Source organism: Hirschia litorea, from assembly GCF_042665075.1.
In the GTDB taxonomy this organism is placed as follows: domain Bacteria; phylum Pseudomonadota; class Alphaproteobacteria; order Caulobacterales; family Hyphomonadaceae; genus Hirschia; species Hirschia litorea.
In genome coordinates this window covers 441,758-458,852 of record NZ_JBHTBR010000005.1, presented here as the reverse complement: position 1 = coordinate 458,852, position 17,095 = coordinate 441,758, and the positions used below count along the sequence as shown (strand labels likewise).

The following is a 17,095-nucleotide window of genomic DNA, read 5'->3' as shown; positions in this document are numbered from 1 at the left end:
ATTTGAAAGTGCCTGTGAGTTTGAAGGTAGTATGTTGAGTAATTTGGAAAGCGAGAGTTGGGGATGACACTAAAGATTGTACCTGCGATTTTGTGTGGTGGTAGCGGAACACGTCTTTGGCCTCTATCGCGGTCTCATGAGCCTAAACAATTGCAAACCCTGTTTGGTGAGCATTCATTGCTGACGCATACAGCATTGCGCATGAATGCCGTGCCAAATAGTGCTGCGCCTTTGATTATTTGTTCTCAGGCTTATGCAAATGAAGTTGAGACACAGCTACTTGAAAACAATATTCCTGTAAGTGCCATTCTTGAAGAGCCAATGGGACGTGATACGGCTGCGGCTGCGGGTATTGCTGCGCATTGGGTGAATGATAATTTAGGCGAAGATGCGGTTTTGGTATTGGTTCCTGCGGACCATTATATCGAAGATATGGAGCATTTTCAGACAGCTATCTTAGAAGCAGCCCAAACAGCTGCAAAAGGCAATATCTGTACAATTGGTGTGACACCCGATCGTCCTGAAACGGGATTTGGATATATTAAGCGCGCGCCAAGTCAGTTGGATGGTGTGCCAGGATATCCAGTTGAAAAATTCGTTGAAAAACCAGACGCTGACACGGCTCAATCCTATGTGGACAGTGGAGACTATGTTTGGAATGCGGGGATTTTCGCTGTGCGTGGCTCCACTTATCTAAGTGAGCTATCGAATTTTGAGCCAGATATTTATGCCAAAGTGATTGCCGCGTGTGATTGTGCACGTCTGGAAACGTCCGCGAATGGCTATAAGCATTTGCAATATGATCCATTGCTATTTAGCGCGATTGAGAAAAAATCAATCGATTATGCGATCATGGAACGTACAGAAAATGCCGCTGTTGTGCCTGCCAAGTTTGGTTGGTCTGATGTTGGAAGTTGGGCCAGTGTTCGTGAGCTTGGCACGATGGACAAGAATGGTAACAATCTCACAGGTGATGTGCGGATTGTAGATTCTAAAAACTGTCTCGTGCAAGCAAGTGGTCGGGTTGTCGCTGTTATTGGGCTTGATGATGTCGCGATTATTGATACGCCTGATGCATTATTGGTGTGTCACACTGAGCATGCTCAGAGCGTGAAAAAAGTACACCAAGCGCTTGAAAAAGACGGACACTCCACCGCACTTGGACATGGGTCGCGTTCAAAATCATTTGAGTCGCGTTCGCGTGGGTGGGCTAGAAATTGGCTGTTTAACCAAGCATTGCCATTATGGGCTGATATTGGTTTGGACCGTGAATATGGCGGTGCATATGAAGCGCTGGATATGGATGGTAAACCTATCCACGACATGGGACGTCGTTTCCGTGTTCAGGCGCGTCAGGTGTATGCATTTGCACACGCACATGAAATGGGCTGGAAAGAGGGTGCGCACGCACTGGAATCGCCCCTAAATTACATGCTCAAGCATTGTTGGCTGGATTCTGGCGGTTGGGGTCATACTTTTAACCGAGACGGGTCTTTGCGCGATAGTCGTGTCGATACATACGACCAAGCTTTCGCACTATTGGGGCTTGGATGGGCGTATAAAGTGACCGGCGATAAGAAGGTCATGGATGCAGCCAATAAAACAAGAGATGTGCTGTTTAACCGTCTGCGTCATCCGGTGATCGGGTTTGTGGAAGGTATTCCGGCGACAACACCGCGCCGCGCGAATCCACATATGCATTTGTTTGAAATGGCGATGGCCTGGATGGAATTGTTCGGCGATGAGCAAATGGCTGATCTCGCACAGGAAATTTTTGAGCTTTATACGCAGCGTTTCTGTGTGGATGGTTTGCTGCGTGAGTATTTCCACGAAGACCTGACACCCTTGCCTGATCGTGCAAACCCTAAATATTTGATGCTGGAGCCGGGTCACTTGCTGGAGTGGGCTTACTTGCTGCGTAAATACGAAAAACTGACGGGCCGTAAAACAAACACAACAGCTGTTTTGGAAGCCTTTAGTGACACATATGGGATTGCGCCAAAAACGGGCTTGGTGATGAACCAATGCTATCCTGATGGGACACACCCTGAAGAGGTAAAATGTCGTCTATGGCCGCAAACAGAATATATCCGCCTAAAGCTCACACAGGGATCTATTGTTGAGCAGCGCAAAGGGCTGGAAATGCTTGAACGTTTGAAAAAGCACTATCTCACAGTTGGCGGCGAGAATATGGGTTATTGGCATGATGAAGTGGATGCACAAGGCAAGGTGCTTTCGAGCAATTCGCCTGCGTCCACACTCTATCACGTGCTGGGCTGTTTGATGCCGCTATTGGCGGAAAAAGAAGCAAAGAAATAACAGCGTTTTTCGCCGTTGATTTTAAACGGGGCATGCAATATCTGCGTGCCCTTTTTTGTGTGTGGTTGACTTTAAAAATTTGAAAAAAGGTACAAAAATAACTGCACCAGGCATGATCCTGTGCAGTTTTATCCTATGTCGTCCAAGTTGGGGCGCGAGGCGCTCAATTGGCATATGTGCCAGCCGAAACTGGCGGGTAGTCTATGCTGGTCCCGATCCAAACACGAGATACCAGCGGTGTTGGCTGCCAATTGGCGCGCCTCGCATGGGATAAACCCATTCACCCTCAGCACGTTTGATCGCGAACCGCCCCTGTGAGGTGTGATGGCGTCAATATAGGCGGAGTTGGAAGAAGGGGGATAAGTTTTGGGATATCCCTGTTTTTTTAGGGTTTTGAGCTTTCTTCTTCCTGATCAAGTTTGCAGATTTTAGCACTTGTGGAGTCAGGGGTTTCAGAGATGTCGCTACGATCACTCAAGACAACTTTTGCAATTTTGGTTTGCAGGGCCTTGGCAAGCATTAAGCCATTATGTGGGGAGAGCTTAAAGGCGGCGGTGCCGAACGTGTCTTCGCTAAGTGGGTGCTTGGATTTGAGCACGATGACGACATCATCATCTTCATTAATCTCAACATAGGGGCGTTCGCGTGCATCTATAATCAACATTCCATGTCTCCTTTCATGCAGGAGGCGCATGCTATTTGGGGTCGCACGTCCTACGCTTGGAGTTTGGCTAGGTTAAGCAAAAGCCACAGGGCCAAACCCGTCTTATGCGTAAAGAACGTGTGGAGCATGTGGAAGGTTCCCATTGGGCGTTTTTGCTTTGATTGCTAGAGAATGCGTTTTTTCAAGTTTGCTTTGTTTAAGCGAGTGTATGAGCAACAAGAGCATTGGCATGTCCATGCCCGATCTGATGATGCTCTTTTAAGAAGGTGACGATTTCCATATGCTTTTTATCTGGCATGGTTTGGATAATGGCTATCCATTCATTGATAGGACGACCGTATTTTCTCTCAATCGACGGGAAATAGGACGCCGGACCTTTTGGAGGTAATGTTTTTGTTTCAGACATGACAAACTCGTTTAATGTATGAAAAAGAGTGATTTTAAGTCTCTGAAATTACATCAAAACTACCAAAAATCATGCGTTTGCCATCAAAGGGCATAGGCATATCGCTCATGGTCTCTGTCATTTCAATCATAGCATTTTGCATGCCAGTGTCGTGTGTGGCTTTGTCTGGCCATGAAATCCAAGAAAAGACGATGGTTTCATCTTCCTTGCGATCAACGGCAGTGTGGAAGGAATTGATTTTACCTTCAGGGACATCATCCCCCCAGCAGTCTACAACTGATAATGCGCCGTGTTTTTTGAATATAACAGCTGCTTTGCTGGCGTGTGCGATATAGGCGTCTTTATTCGCAGTTGGAACTGCGGCGACCATTCCGTCGATGTATGACATAATGTTATCTTCCTATTGATTGTGAAAATCGGGGGATTGGGCGAGTGTATTGAGTTGATCGGCAGCGGCATTCCAGCCGGCTTCAAAGCCCATCTCTAGATGTTTTTTTACATCATCCTCATTGGAGTGTCGGGCGCTCCAGATCATTTTGGTCTGGTCTTGCCCGTCATCAGAAAGCTCAACGATGCCTGTCATGAAAGAAGTGGGACGTGGCATGAAGCCTTCGCTATAGGCGTCGGTGAAGACAAGGCGCTGCAGGGGAGCAACTTCAAGATATGAGCCGATATTTTCCATGCGCTCGCCATTTGGCCCTGCCATGACGATATTCATGCGGCCGCCTGCCTTTACGTCTATATCAGCTTCAGGAACGCTCCACGGTTTGGGGCAGAACCACTGCTTGAGCAATTCTGGTTCTGTCCAGCAGCGCCAGACGATTGGACGTGGAGCCTTTATCGTGCGGGTGATGCTGAGCACGTATTTGGAAGGCACATTCATACTGCATACTCCATTGTTGAAGGGTAGTTGAACAAGAATTCAATATAATGTTTGAGGTGATCCACGCTTTCTAACGCAACTGCTTTATCATTTTTGGCTTTCGCGAGAATGAAAGCACCCTGCAGGACGGCTTGGGTGTGGTTGGCAAGGCTTTGAGCTGTCCAGTTGGTATTGGTAAGGTGGCGCGCTTGCATTGCGGCTTCTATGTCGGGAATGAGTGTGTTTGCATGATTGAAAATACTATCGGCACACGCATCACGAATTTCTGGGTGAGAGCCATAAACTTCCTGTGTCATCGTGCCGACCAGGCAAGTAAATTGAGCGATATCTCCATCAATTATAGCTTTACGAAAATCGATATAGCCAAGCACACGTTCGAGTGGGTCTGCGTGTTGGTGATACGGGGCGGACTGGAAAAAAGCGCCTGTTGTCTCACCCCAAAACTGGGCCGCTGCGACGCCAAGTTCTTCTTTGCTTGAAAAGTGATGAAAGAACGCTCCTTTAGAAACATCTGCTGCGCGGCAGAGATCTTCCACTGAAGTGGCGGTATATCCGTTTTGTCGAATAATCTGCATGGCGGCTTCCAGTAGGCGTGTTTTTGCGCTTTTGCGTTCGGGCTTTGCTTGTGTTTTCGTGCTCATACCAAATAATACCGACTGGTTGGTATGTGTCAAGGAGGCATTATTTGGAGAATAGGAATTTGTAAGTTAAAAATTTGAGAAATGGGAATTGGCTCGAGTTGGAATAGGAGACGAACCATAATTGGCGCTTGTGTGGAATGCGGACCAGATTTGTTCTGAGAAGGGGGGGATTAATAAAAAATACGCACTTCGCGAGAACTCGCCGCACTCTGTCTCAAATCGCCTAAATAAAACCTTATATGCGTCAGGACTTGGCCCAATTGAAGCATGCGTTATAGTATGTGAAACTGATTTGCATTTTGACTCGGAAAAGCAGTCAAAAATAAGGGGACACCCATGACAACCATCGCATTGGTCGATGACGACGAAAACATTGTTGAAAGCCTGAAACTGTTCTTTGAAGCAGAGGGTTATAATGTCCGCGCTTACCATGATGGCGAATCTGCGCTTCAGGGTTTGGCGGAGAACCCACCGGAATTGGCTATCCTTGATGTGAAAATGCCAAAAATGGATGGTATGGAATTGCTGCGCCGTTTGCGTCAGACATCTAACCTGCCTGCGATTTTCTTGACATCTAAGGATGATGAGATTGACGAAGTGGTTGGCTTTAACATTGGAGCGGATGATTTTATTCGTAAGCCATGTTCTATGCGCCTGCTGTCTGAGCGCGTGAAAGCAGTATTGCGCCGTTCGCGTGGTGCCGGCGTTGTGGAAGAGGGTGATAAGAAACCTATCGTTCGCGGATCACTGACGCTGGACCCTAACCGCCATGCGTGTGCATGGAAGGGTGAGGTTGTGCGTCTTACTGTGACGGAGTTTTTGATCCTTCAAGCGCTGTCTTCCCGTCCGGGGTATGTGAAGAGCCGCGATCAATTGATGGATGCAGCTTATGATGACCAAGTGTATGTGGATGATCGCACGATAGACAGTCACATCAAGCGTTTGCGTAAGAAATTCCGCGACCAAGACGAAGAATTCGATTCGATTGAGACGCTATATGGCGTTGGGTATCGTTATAAAGAAGCTTAAATCTTCAACATTTGACTTTGTGCCTCTCGTTAGAAGGGGAGGCGCAGAACAAAGCGCTTGTGAAGTTGAGGATGTGCAATCATGGAGATAGTTGAAAGAGGAAATCTCTTGCAGTCTATCCTGCGCACCGGACGTTCGCTTGTTCGGTCGCGGATTGCGCGGCTTATTCTTGCGTCCAATCTGGCGGGGTTGATGATCCTGATTGCAGGCGCGCTTTTTGTGAACGAAATCCGTGCGGGTTTGGTGCAGGCACGCACTGAATCGTTGGAATCTCAAGCTCTTACATATGAGTCCGTTCTCTCTCTAACAGCGACATCAGGTACGCCGCGCCCCTCTTTGAATGAGGCGCTTTCGCGGGCATTGTTGAAACGACTGCAGGTGCCGGCCAATACGCGGGTGCGGCTGTATTCATCCAATATGGAGCTTATCGCCGATAGCTTTTTGCTGGGCGAATTTATCACTACAGCGGAATTGCCCGAATTAAAGCAACCAAGTTTGCTAGATAAATGGGCCGTTGGGATTTCCAGCAGTGTGTCGGGCATGGTGGGCCACCTTGGTGGAGACACGAATATAAATGCAGCGCGCACATTAGAAGAAGAGTTATCAATTGCTTTGTCGGGCAAGAATGCTGCCGCGCAACGTTTTTCCGAACGCGGGCAAAGGCTCATTTCAGTGTCTGTTCCGGTGCAACATGTGTCTGCGGTTGTAGGTGTGTTGACTGTTGAAGCGAGTGATATTGAAGATATTATCCATGCAGAACGCGCAGCGCTCACACCGATTATTTCTGTAGCTGTGTTGATGTCCTTGGTGACGTCATTTTTGCTTACGGCGGGTATTGCGCGTCCATTGCGCCGTTTGTCGATTGCGGCAGATCGTGTGCGTTCGGGTCAATCGCAGCGTTTGGACTTTCCTGGGATTACCAATCGCAAAGATGAAATCGGTGATTTGGCGAAGGCACTCCAAGGCATGACAGATGCCTTGCATGACCGGATTGAGCTGAATGAACGCTTTGCGGCGGACGTGGCGCATGAGTTGAAAAACCCGCTTACATCTATTCGTTCGGCTGTGGAAACATCTCAAGCGGTGAATGATCCAGTCGTGCGAGAGAAAATGCGTAATGTTATTGCGCGCGATGTGGTGCGGTTGGATCGTTTGATCACGGATATTTCTAATGCATCGCGATTGGAAGCTGAGATTGCGCGAGAAAAAGCAACTCAAGTGGATTTGCAGCGCTTGCTAGATGACCTTGTCTCTATCTGGAAAGATACACGCAAGGATGGTCAGCCGCATGTCAAATTGAGAACGGATACGTTTCTGGGTGACTTGGTTGTAAAGGGACGAGAAGGTCCAATAGCGCAAGTTATTCGAAACCTAGTTGAAAATGCGCGCTCGTTTTCACCGCCTGACGGTGAGGTGACAATTACCGCAACCCGCGAAGCTGACGCTGTCTCATTAGTATTTGATGACAATGGGCCGGGCGTTCCTGAAGACAAATTGCTGACGATTTTTGACCGTTTCTATTCAGATCGCCCCAAAGGAACGCAGTTTGGAAACAATTCAGGACTCGGACTATCGATAGTGAAACAGATTGTTGAAACCCATCATGGCGAAGTATATGTGCAAAATCGCCGTAGCAGCCATGCATCTGACGAAAAGGGTGAGGTATTGGGGGCACAGTTTGTGGTTCGTTTGCCTGTGTTTGGCTAATTGAATACATTTTCACCTTGACCCCGCGTAGATTCAGTCGTCCAATTTCCGTTCGATAAGAATTTTGGAGATTACCGGATGATTGGTGTGGTCGTTGTGACCCATGGTGGGCTAGCTAAAGAGTTTGTAGCTGCGACAGAACATGTCTTCGGGGCTCAAGAAGCATTTGAGGCCATTTGTATTGATGCAGATGATGACATGGAAGCGCGGCGTCAAGAAATAATTGATATGGCAGAGACGTGTAATTCTGGCAAAGGTGTCATAATTTTCACCGACATGTTTGGTGGAACGCCGTCTAATTTGGCAATATCTGTTATGGCACAGTCTAAGGTTGAAGTCATTGCCGGCGTGAATTTGCCGATGTTGATTAAGGTTGCCGAAGTGCGCAAAGATCGTCCTATGGATGAGGTGGCGCTGGCGGTTCAGGATGCTGGCCGAAAATATATCTCTATTGCATCAGTGGTTCTTCAAAAAACAGCATGACAGAAACGCTCACAAAATCCGTAACGATTTGCAATAAGAAGGGCCTACATGCGCGAGCATCTGCAGCGCTTGCAAAAGAAGCCCTTAAACATAAAGCCCAAATTAAAGTGACGCATGAGGGGGAGGAAGCCTCTGGAATTGCAGTCATGGATTTGCTGATGTTGACAGCGTATAAGGGGTGTGTTGTTGAGGTGCATTCCAAGGGTGAAGATGCTGAAATAGCTTTGGATGCGATTGTCGAACTTATCGAAAACCGTTTTGGAGAAAGCGAATAAACCGCTCTCCTGCTTTTAATATCATTGAAAATTAAGCGCTAATTGTGGCTTTTAGGCTGCTCTTCATCTCGTAAGGGGTGGCTGTCTTTGCTGCCCTTTTGAGCTTTGCCGTTTGGGTTGATCAGCATGCTTGCAAACTGGATTTCTGTCTCGTCGGATGTCATATAGGAATTTGCAAGACGGATGAGCCCAGCTTTAAATTCTTCCAGAGTCACTTGGCGGTCGATATTTGTGTCGAAGGTCACAGCATTTGCGAGAGGACCATCATGAGAGCCAACGGCTTCAGCCCAATCTTGTTGTTCAAAGATAGATAATGTGCCGTTTTTACTTGTATCTGCGCGTGCAAAAGCTGCTTCAGCATTAGCTTCTATCTCTGCAATGGTGACGCTTAAAGAGTGATCATCATCAAAACTGGCAAATAAAAGAGCGGCTGGTTTGGCAATGCGAATGCCGCGCAAATCACGGCCACGCCCCACAACACGCTGAGGAATAAGCTCTACTGAACCAGTGCTAGCCTCAGGAGGTGGGGGGTCAGGTGCTTCGATTGTGTCATTTGTATCTTGCGTTTCAGCTTGTGCCGTTTCAACGGTTTCTGGTGGCGCAATACGGTCTGGTTCAGTCTGGAGGACTTGATCTTGTAGGGGCGCGTCAGGTGCCGCTTGCGCAACTGCCATGCGAGTGCTGTCCAACATGAGTGTAGAGAGCGCTGCTAGACTAGCAGTGAATAAAGCAGTTTTAGATACAGTTTTCATGTGTTCTCCAAGCGAACTGACTTTCTACTCTACAATGTTGGCATGGATTGAGGCAATTAAAAGACCTAAAATAAAACTTCAGTCCAAATAGATGACTTAAGCATATAAAGAAATCTTTATATCATTTGCGATTTTTTGTCGTTGCTGGTATAGGCATGAGCATCACAACACACTCGATCTTGTTTGATTGCTTTTTTAAAAGTGCAATTAAGGCGGATCGACAAAGACACTTAGGAAAAGCACGCATGGCTTTCACAGATTATTTGGTCAAAGATATTTCTCTTGCAGAATATGGACGCAAGGAATTGGACATCGCTGAAACCGAAATGCCAGGATTGATGGCTATTCGTGAAGAATTCAAAGATGCACAGCCGCTTAAAGGCGCGCGTATCGCTGGTTCTTTGCACATGACAATTCAAACTGCCGTTCTAATGGAAACATTGACTGCACTTGGCGCAGAAATCCGTTGGGCTTCATGTAACATTTACTCAACTCAGAACCACGCTGCTGCGGCGATGGCTGCTGCTGAAATTCCTGTGTTTGCTGTTAAAGGCCAAACACTTGAAGAGCACTGGGATTATCAGGACCGTATTTTCTTCTTTAAAGAAGGTACTGCCAACATGATCCTTGATGATGGTGGCGACGCGACTTTGTATGTTCTTCTTGGCGCACGTGTTGAAGCGGGTGAAACTGAGCTTCTTGAAAACCCGCAAACGGAAGAAGAAGAAGCCGTTTTCGCACAAGTTAAAAAGCGTTTGGCTGCGTCTCCTGGTTGGTTCACGAAACAACGTGATGCGATCAAAGGTGTTTCTGAAGAAACAACAACAGGTGTGCACCGTCTGTATGAATTGATGGAAAAAGGCCTGCTGCCTTTCCCAGCAATCAACGTGAATGACAGTGTGACTAAATCCAAATTCGACAACAAATACGGTTGTAAAGAATCACTTGTGGACGGTATCCGCCGCGCAACTGACACAATGATGGCTGGTAAAACAGCTGTTGTGTGTGGCTATGGTGATGTGGGTAAAGGTTCTGCAGCATCTCTACAAGGTGCTGGTGCACGCGTTAAAGTTACTGAAATCGACCCAATTTGTGCGCTTCAAGCGGCTATGGATGGGTTTGAAGTCACGACTTTGGAAGATGCTGTATCGTCTGCTGATATCTTCGTTACAACAACAGGTAACAAAGACATTATCCGCATCGAACACATGCGCGAAATGAAAGACATGGCGATTGTGGGTAACATTGGTCACTTCGACAATGAAATTCAGGTTGCTGCACTTAAAAACTTGAAAATGACAAACATTAAAGACCAAGTTGATATGTACGAAATGCCATCTGGTAACCGTATGATCCTCTTGTCTCAAGGACGTTTGTTGAACCTTGGTAATGCGACAGGGCACCCATCATTCGTGATGTCTGCATCTTTCACAAACCAAGTGCTTGCTCAAATTGAGTTGTGGACGAAAGGCGACCAGTACAAAAACGAAGTGTACATTTTGCCAAAACACCTTGATGAGAAAGTTGCTCGCCTACACCTAGAAAAAATTGGTGTGAAGCTTACTCAACTTTCAAAAGACCAAGCAGATTACATCGGTGTGAAACCTGAAGGTCCTTACAAGCCAGAGCACTACCGCTACTAGGGCTAGTGTCATAATTTAAAGCGATAAAAACCAATCCTGCAAATGCGGGGTTGGTTTTTGTTTTTTGGGGGCTGCGCATTGCTTCTGCGAAATTGGCGAAAGGTATGTTAGGGTAGAGCAAGACCACTATTTAGTTTCGTTTTTTCTTCTCGGATTGATTTTAGTTGGTGCCAATGACCAAATTTTATATCGCAATGATATTGTTATATGGGGGTGTCCTTTTAGCCGGACTGAGTGGACATTCCTTGTGGACTATCCCAATATTTTCAGGGATTTTTCTACTCTATATGCATCGTTCCCGTCCCTTGTTGCTGCAGAATGCCATAGGTGTTTTAGGAACGTGGAGCGTGCAGCTTATATTGGTGGCAATTGTCTATAGCGTAGGGTGGGGCGTTGGTCTTCTCATACCGGCCGATATGCAAATCTCGTTTTTTATACCTATTTTGTTGTCTGCATCTGCCATTGCTTATGCTTATATCGCTAATCTTCCCACGGCTGCTGATTTTGAAGAATTGAATGCATTTCTTGATGAAGCAATAGATGACATTGAAGCTATAAATTTAAACAAGGACGAAGATTAGTCCGGGTGAAAATCAGTTTGGTTTCGACGCTGAACTTTGTGCCAATTGTCTCCCGCGCGCGATGAAATAATTTTATAAGCTGCGCGTACAGTATTTTGTTCATATCCATTAACGGTGTATTAAGCCAAAATACGCCATTCCGGAGGGTGGAATAATCCTTTATTAGGGTTATGTTGGGTTTGGTTAACAAGCAAAGAGCGAGTGTCACATGGAAAACGGTATGTTCCAAGTTTTCTCGGCTATGGTATTTGGCGCGGCAGGAATTGCCATCGCTGCATTACTATGGGCGCTACGCATTTCAGATGGGGCACGGGGTGCCGCTAAGAAATATCGTGAACGCGCGCGCGAGCTTGAAGAAAAACTTGCCCGTTCAGACAGTGTTTTCGGGGCGCATCCAGGTGTTGTGCTTGTTTGGGAAGAAGATGAGATACTCGAAGGATCTTGGGGAAAACCAGGGGTTTACGGCTCACACGTCGCTTTGGCAGCAGTGCTTAACTTTACCGATGACTCCATGTCGGCAGACCCTGCGGTGCGTTTGCTTGAAGGTCTGGGTGATTTAGAGGCACGTGATGGGGCAGGGCGAGATGCGACCCTGCGTGAGCGTTTGATGCAGCTTCGCACAGAAGGCGCACCTTTCTCGCTAACGATTATCGGTCCCAATGGTCGCTTCCTTGAAGCTGACGGACGAACAGCAGGTGGTCGTGCTGTGCTTTGGGTTTCTGATTCGACGATTAAAGGACTTGAAGAATCAGGGGCGCGGGGACGTTTGGAAGAAGCGCGTCAAATTATTGCACGTGACCCGACTGCGTTTCTTGAAATGTTGGGCAAGGCCCCATTCATTGCGTGGCGTCTATCTGGCGCTGGACGTTTGCAATGGGTGAATGATGCATATCTAAAAGCGGTTGAAGGAAAAAACCTAGATCACGTTCTGGATCGTCAGATCATGTTGGATCAGGAAATTTCTGCGCAAGCGCAAGCGGTTTTAAACGACAAGGCAGAGTCGCGCAAAACACGTTATATTGTGATTGATGGTGAACGCCGCGCTATGCGTGTATTGATGTTCCCGCTTTCCGGTGGTGTGGCGGGTATGGCTTTTGATGTTTCCGATGAGGAAACAGCCCGCGAGACATTGGACCGTCACCAACGTGCGCATGATGATACACTGAACCACGTCTCTGATGCGGTGGCGATTTTTGGTGCGGACCGTAAATTGACCTTCCACAACAAGCATTTTGAAGAATTGTGGGATTTGGCACCAAGATTTCTTTTAGAGAAGCCATCTCATGGAGAGTTTCTTGACCGTTTGCGCGAGAGCAAGCTTTTACCTGCACAACAGAAATATGCAGATTGGCGCGCTAAAGAGCTGGCCTATGATACAGGCGGAAACCGTCGTTCAATTGATGAAAATATGTGGATGTTGCCTGACGGGCGTACATTGCAAGTGACACGTCAGAAACACCCTCTAGGCGGCATTCTATTGCTGTTTAAAGATATTTCAGACGAATTGACGCTCAAAGCGAATTACAACGCGCTGATCAACCAGCAAAAAGCGACATTGGATAAATTGAATGAAGCTGTTGCTGTGTATGGCAGTGATGGCAGTTTGAAACTGCGCAATGCCTCATTTGAGGAGCTATGGCAGCTTGATCCAAAACTATTGAAGAACACGCCTGACTTTGATGTCGTGGCTGATCTTTGTAGTCCGCTTTTCCATGATAAATCTGTCTGGTCTGCAATTAAAGGGCGTGTGACAAACCCAACGCCAGAAGCGCGCCAGCAATTTCGTGGTGAGATGAAGCGCTCTGATGGGTCGATAGTGACCTTCCTGACGCAACCTTTGCCCGATGGTGCGACATTGATCGCGTTTGTGGATGTGACGGCTGCGCGCCGTGTTGAAGGTGCTTTACGTGAACGTGCAGAGGCTTTCCAAGCGGCTGACCGTCTCAAGACAGAGTTTGTGCAGAACGTATCCTATCAGTTGCGGTCACCGCTAACGACAATTTTGGGCTATGCTGAATTCCTTGATTCTGGAAAACAGGGCACGCTGAATGAGCATCAGAAAGAGCATGTCTCTTCTATTCTGCAAGCCTCAGATCACTTGTCTCGTTTGATCGAAAATATCCTTGATCTTGCAACAATTGAAGCAGGACGTATGGATCTAGACCTTAAAGACCTAGACCTGAAAACACTGATTGATCAAAGCGTAGAAATGGTTGTGGCGAATGCTGCCGATACTAAAGTTTCGATCAAGGTTGATTGTCCAGCATCTATTGGCGGTATGCATGCGGATGAGCGCCGGATTAAGCAGATTTTGTTTAACCTGCTGACGAATGCGCTGCGCTTTACAGCTCCGGGTGATACAATACGTGTGAAAGCTGAAAAGGCTGAGGGCGTTATACGTTTGCAGGTCACGGATACAGGTAAAGGTCTGGCGTATGATCAACAGACCGAAGCATTCGATGCGTTTACAAGCGGAGATAATCGCGGTGCTGGTTTAGGCTTGGCCTTGGTGCGTTCTTTTGTGGAACTACATGGTGGCTGGGTCGCTATCAAATCAAAGCCGAACAAGGGTGCGACAGTGATTTGTTGCTTGCCTGAAGTAGCGTCGCCTAAGAATATGCCGCCAACATTGGAATTAGTGAGCACAAATGTTGCTGCTCAATAGGGCGTTGAAATAACATCGTTAAAACAAGAAAACGGCCCTCAATTTGAAGGCCGTTTTTTTGTGTCTACTTATTGTGTGAAGGGATGAAGATTAAGCGGTTGTGCTGCCGCCTTGAAGGCGTGTGAGGCCAGCTTGTAAATTTGCAAGTTGGGCTGTTTGGTATGCCGTAGCTTGCGTGCTTTTACCCTTTGTCCCGCCATTTTCTAGGGAAAGAAGTGTCGGGTCTTTGATCGCATATCTATATGCCTTACGCAGACCGCGCATTGCTGTGTCTAGCATTGTGGCTAGGCTTTCTTTCTCTTTATCTGTGGTGTCTTTGTTTAGAGTGATTTCTGGTTTCAAGCCAAGTGTGACGAGTGGAGGTGCGTCTGAGGACGAATCTTCATCCGAGTTGACGTCCAGTGCATACAGAACACCTTGGGGAAGGCCGAGGGATTCAAGCAAATCTTGGCCATTGCTTCCTTTTGAAAGTGTGATTTTCACATTTTCGTTTGGCGTAATACGCAGAGTTTGACCATCTGACCCACGGCGCGCTTCGGCCTTTCCATCTAGCACGAGAGCCGCATTGATTTTGAAGGTGAGGGCGCGATAGGTGTCACCGGCTTCAATTTCAATTTTCTTTTTGGAGCCGTCATTGACGGAAATATAGAAGTGATCTCCGGGGCGTGCTGTTGTGCGGTCGGTGACATAGCTAGTGTCACCCGTCGACAATGTACCGTTGGGAAGGCCAAATGCATCCAGATCACTGGCACCATTGGCAGAAAAAGCCATGCCAGCGCTGGAAGATGTGCCATTGCGTCCACTCAATGTTGAGGACCAGTTTTCGCTTCCTGTAGCCGCATTAATAGACGTGACAATTGTGTTTGTTTCATCTGTCGCGATAGACGTCGCGCCAAAACTTTCCCTAGCGGTCCCTGAGAGAAAGACTGTGCCGTTAGAAACTGTAATGCTGGAAGCTGTTTGAGCGTTATCGCCGCCAAATGCAGAATACCACCCTTCGGTCACATTTGTGCCGGCGACATCAAGCTTTATTGCGAAAGCATCTGGGTCAGGCTGCACATTGCCGGAAAAGACGCCTGCTGTACGCCCATCATAGCGTGTTTCACCCGCAGCATAGAGGGAACCATTGTCCCAATCAATTGAGCTGATTGTTCCATCACCTAAAGAGTGAGACCAGTCTGACGCAGTAAATTCAGCACCTGAAACGCTCTGCACAACGGCTTGGTTGTCTGTTTTGGTTGCGACAATCGCTATATCATTGTCATCAATTGTAATTGCTGTGACGGCGTCTTGTTCTGCAGTTCCCCATTGGTTGATCCACATGCGTTGACCAAGGATATCGAGCTTTTCAACATAGGCGTCTTGTTGGCCAGCATTTACTTGCCCGTCCATACTGCCATTTGTTTTTCCGCCCACATACAAGGCACCTGTGGAGTCAAAGGCAAGGGCGGTGACTTCGTCATTATATCGCGTGCCTTGTTGGCGTGTAGATGTCTCAATGCCAGCGGCGCTGAACATCATAACAAAGCCGTCTTTTTCGCCACCAGTTGCAGAGCTTGTGAGGTCGGTATTAGTTGCGCCGCCAATAGCAACACGTCCATCTGCTGCAACGGCCAGAGATGATCCTGTGATTTCACCCGTATTACCGATCATGCGTGACCAGACTTCGCGGCCCGTACTGTCGTATTTTGTGAGAACAAGGTCTTCATCAGAGCGTAGAATTTGCCCGTTAATGCTGCCTTTGGTTTCTGCAAGTGCATATACTGAGCCGTCCGGACCAGCTGCCGTGGCTATGAATTTAGTATCATTGTGCTGAGCTTTTTGAACAGTTTCAGGCACTGTTCCATCTTTATCAGCTAAGAATTTTGCCGCGATGTTTTCATTATCTACCATCGTATCTTCGGCAGATAAAAGTGCAGTGAGTGAACGTGTTGGCGACCCGCTTGCGAGGTCTGTCCATTTAGATAATTGCGCTGTTTGAGCATCAGTCGATCCAGATGCGCCCACAACATATAAAGCGGGTTGGGCAGAGGCAGAGGCTGAAAAAGTGAGCTGTTCACTTTGAGAACCAGAAATTTTCATTCCCCAATCATCGCCGGGTATAACGCCAACTGAATCTGGGGTTCCTATTTTTTGTGGGGCGAAACGTGTTGATCCACCCACAGCTTCTATTTGAGCGTTTATGAGGTCTGTCACGTTCGTCAGGGTGCGCTCATTGTCAGCCAAGCTGGAAAGGTCAACGGTCAGATTGTCTGTCGTGTTTGTACGTTTCAGAGTGATATCAAAACCTGAAAGACCTGCCCATGCCGCAACAGGTTCATCCACGCCGCCTTCATGCAGCATTTTGGTTGTGAAATCATAGGATGTACGCGCAATTGCAACTTCAGAACTTGCAGAGCTGAGGCGCTCTCCTTGAAGGATTGTTGAGGCTTTAATATCGACGTTTCCAAGGAATTCAGAAATTTCAGCTAAGCCCTCATTTAGCCGTTTTTCTGCACGATCATAATAGTGTTCTGGAAGGTCACCCTCTTTGATGGCAGTTGCGAGCGTATGCAGCTTTTCTAATGCTTCATAAGCAACAAAAAGTTTGGGTGAGTCTTCGCTAGATGATTGCGCTTTTCGCAAATCCGATGCTGATATCAGCGAGCCGGATTTTAAGGTGCTATAGGCAATTTTTAAAATGTCGTCTTTGGAAATTTCGTCATTCCAAGGCGGTGTACCAGCAGCTTTTTCTGCTTTAACTTCACTTGAGGAGGCCGAGGTTTGTTGGGTGTTTGTAGCTGCAAAAGTAGACCCGACCAACCGTTGGTTGATCTTGGCATTCATGTAGTCACCCACAAGGCCAAAGTTAATTTGAATAGGTTGCAACGACATTACGATTCATCCATTGACGAAACCCACAGGAATTTCCTATCAGGCAGTACTTCACCCTTGAATATAATCGATTGTCGTGACGAAATAGCTAACAGGAATGATTTGATTTCCATTCAGTCATTTGCCATGATTAATTTTTGTCCACGTGCTGAGTGTCAGGTTGCATATGCGTC

Annotated in this window: 15 protein-coding genes; 8 read left to right on the top strand and 7 right to left on the bottom strand. The window is 47.2% G+C overall.

Annotated features, from left to right (window positions below; all coding sequences use genetic code 11):
* Positions 1–63 precede the first annotated feature (63 nt).
* Complete coding sequence (locus ACFQS8_RS10890) at positions 64–2,319, top strand: mannose-1-phosphate guanylyltransferase/mannose-6-phosphate isomerase (protein WP_382167362.1); 2,256 nt, start codon at positions 64–66, stop codon at positions 2,317–2,319.
* Between the two features lie 385 nt (positions 2,320–2,704).
* Here the strand turns inward: ACFQS8_RS10890 and ACFQS8_RS10885 are convergent, their stop codons facing one another.
* The 5 genes from ACFQS8_RS10885 to ACFQS8_RS10865 form a co-directional block, all read right to left on the bottom strand.
* Positions 2,705–2,983, bottom strand: a complete 279-nt coding sequence (locus ACFQS8_RS10885) for a hypothetical protein (protein ID WP_382167361.1) — start codon at positions 2,981–2,983, stop codon at positions 2,705–2,707.
* Positions 2,984–3,179: 196 nt separating this feature from the next.
* On the bottom strand, positions 3,180–3,389 hold the full coding sequence (locus ACFQS8_RS10880) for a DUF4287 domain-containing protein (protein ID WP_382167360.1): 210 nt from the start codon (positions 3,387–3,389) through the stop codon (positions 3,180–3,182).
* Between the two features lie 34 nt (positions 3,390–3,423).
* Positions 3,424–3,777 (bottom strand): DUF1428 domain-containing protein, encoded by a 354-nt coding sequence (locus ACFQS8_RS10875; protein WP_382167359.1) that lies wholly within the window; start codon positions 3,775–3,777, stop codon positions 3,424–3,426.
* 12 nt (positions 3,778–3,789) lie between these two features.
* Positions 3,790–4,272, bottom strand: coding sequence for an SRPBCC family protein (locus tag ACFQS8_RS10870; protein WP_382167358.1), 483 nt, complete (start codon positions 4,270–4,272; stop codon positions 3,790–3,792).
* Complete coding sequence (locus ACFQS8_RS10865) at positions 4,269–4,913, bottom strand: TetR/AcrR family transcriptional regulator (protein WP_382167357.1); 645 nt, start codon at positions 4,911–4,913, stop codon at positions 4,269–4,271. The genes ACFQS8_RS10870 and ACFQS8_RS10865 overlap by 4 nt, the downstream gene beginning before the upstream one ends.
* A gap of 336 nt (positions 4,914–5,249) precedes the next feature.
* Here ACFQS8_RS10865 and ACFQS8_RS10860 point away from each other — a divergent pair, with 336 nt between their 5' ends.
* From ACFQS8_RS10860 to ACFQS8_RS10845, 4 genes are all read left to right on the top strand, one after another.
* On the top strand, positions 5,250–5,942 hold the full coding sequence (locus ACFQS8_RS10860; RefSeq protein WP_382167356.1) for a response regulator transcription factor: 693 nt from the start codon (positions 5,250–5,252) through the stop codon (positions 5,940–5,942).
* Positions 5,943–6,023: 81 nt separating this feature from the next.
* On the top strand, positions 6,024–7,649 hold the full coding sequence (locus ACFQS8_RS10855; RefSeq protein ID WP_382167355.1) for a stimulus-sensing domain-containing protein: 1,626 nt from the start codon (positions 6,024–6,026) through the stop codon (positions 7,647–7,649).
* Between the two features lie 78 nt (positions 7,650–7,727).
* Positions 7,728–8,132 (top strand): PTS sugar transporter subunit IIA, encoded by a 405-nt coding sequence (locus tag ACFQS8_RS10850; RefSeq protein ID WP_382167354.1) that lies wholly within the window; start codon positions 7,728–7,730, stop codon positions 8,130–8,132.
* Positions 8,129–8,407: an HPr family phosphocarrier protein gene (locus ACFQS8_RS10845; RefSeq protein WP_382167353.1), complete on the top strand. Its 279-nt coding sequence runs from the start codon at positions 8,129–8,131 to the stop codon at positions 8,405–8,407. Before ACFQS8_RS10850 ends, ACFQS8_RS10845 begins: the two co-directional genes overlap by 4 nt.
* A 38-nt stretch (positions 8,408–8,445) precedes the next feature.
* Here the strand turns inward: ACFQS8_RS10845 and ACFQS8_RS10840 are convergent, their stop codons facing one another.
* On the bottom strand, positions 8,446–9,159 hold the full coding sequence (locus tag ACFQS8_RS10840; protein ID WP_382167352.1) for a hypothetical protein: 714 nt from the start codon (positions 9,157–9,159) through the stop codon (positions 8,446–8,448).
* Positions 9,160–9,404: 245 nt separating this feature from the next.
* Here ACFQS8_RS10840 and ahcY point away from each other — a divergent pair, with 245 nt between their 5' ends.
* From ahcY to ACFQS8_RS10825, 3 genes are all read left to right on the top strand, one after another.
* Complete coding sequence (ahcY, locus tag ACFQS8_RS10835) at positions 9,405–10,802, top strand: adenosylhomocysteinase (protein ID WP_382167351.1); 1,398 nt, start codon at positions 9,405–9,407, stop codon at positions 10,800–10,802.
* 287 nt (positions 10,803–11,089) lie between these two features.
* Positions 11,090–11,383, top strand: coding sequence for a hypothetical protein (locus tag ACFQS8_RS10830; protein WP_382167350.1), 294 nt, complete (start codon positions 11,090–11,092; stop codon positions 11,381–11,383).
* 208 nt (positions 11,384–11,591) lie between these two features.
* Positions 11,592–14,048, top strand: coding sequence for a sensor histidine kinase (locus tag ACFQS8_RS10825; RefSeq protein WP_382167349.1), 2,457 nt, complete (start codon positions 11,592–11,594; stop codon positions 14,046–14,048).
* 90 nt (positions 14,049–14,138) lie between these two features.
* Here the strand turns inward: ACFQS8_RS10825 and ACFQS8_RS10820 are convergent, their stop codons facing one another.
* The gene (locus tag ACFQS8_RS10820; protein ID WP_382167348.1) at positions 14,139–16,922 is read right to left on the bottom strand and encodes a WD40 repeat domain-containing protein; all 2,784 of its coding nucleotides are present in this window, start codon (positions 16,920–16,922) and stop codon (positions 14,139–14,141) included.
* Positions 16,923–17,095 lie beyond the last annotated feature (173 nt).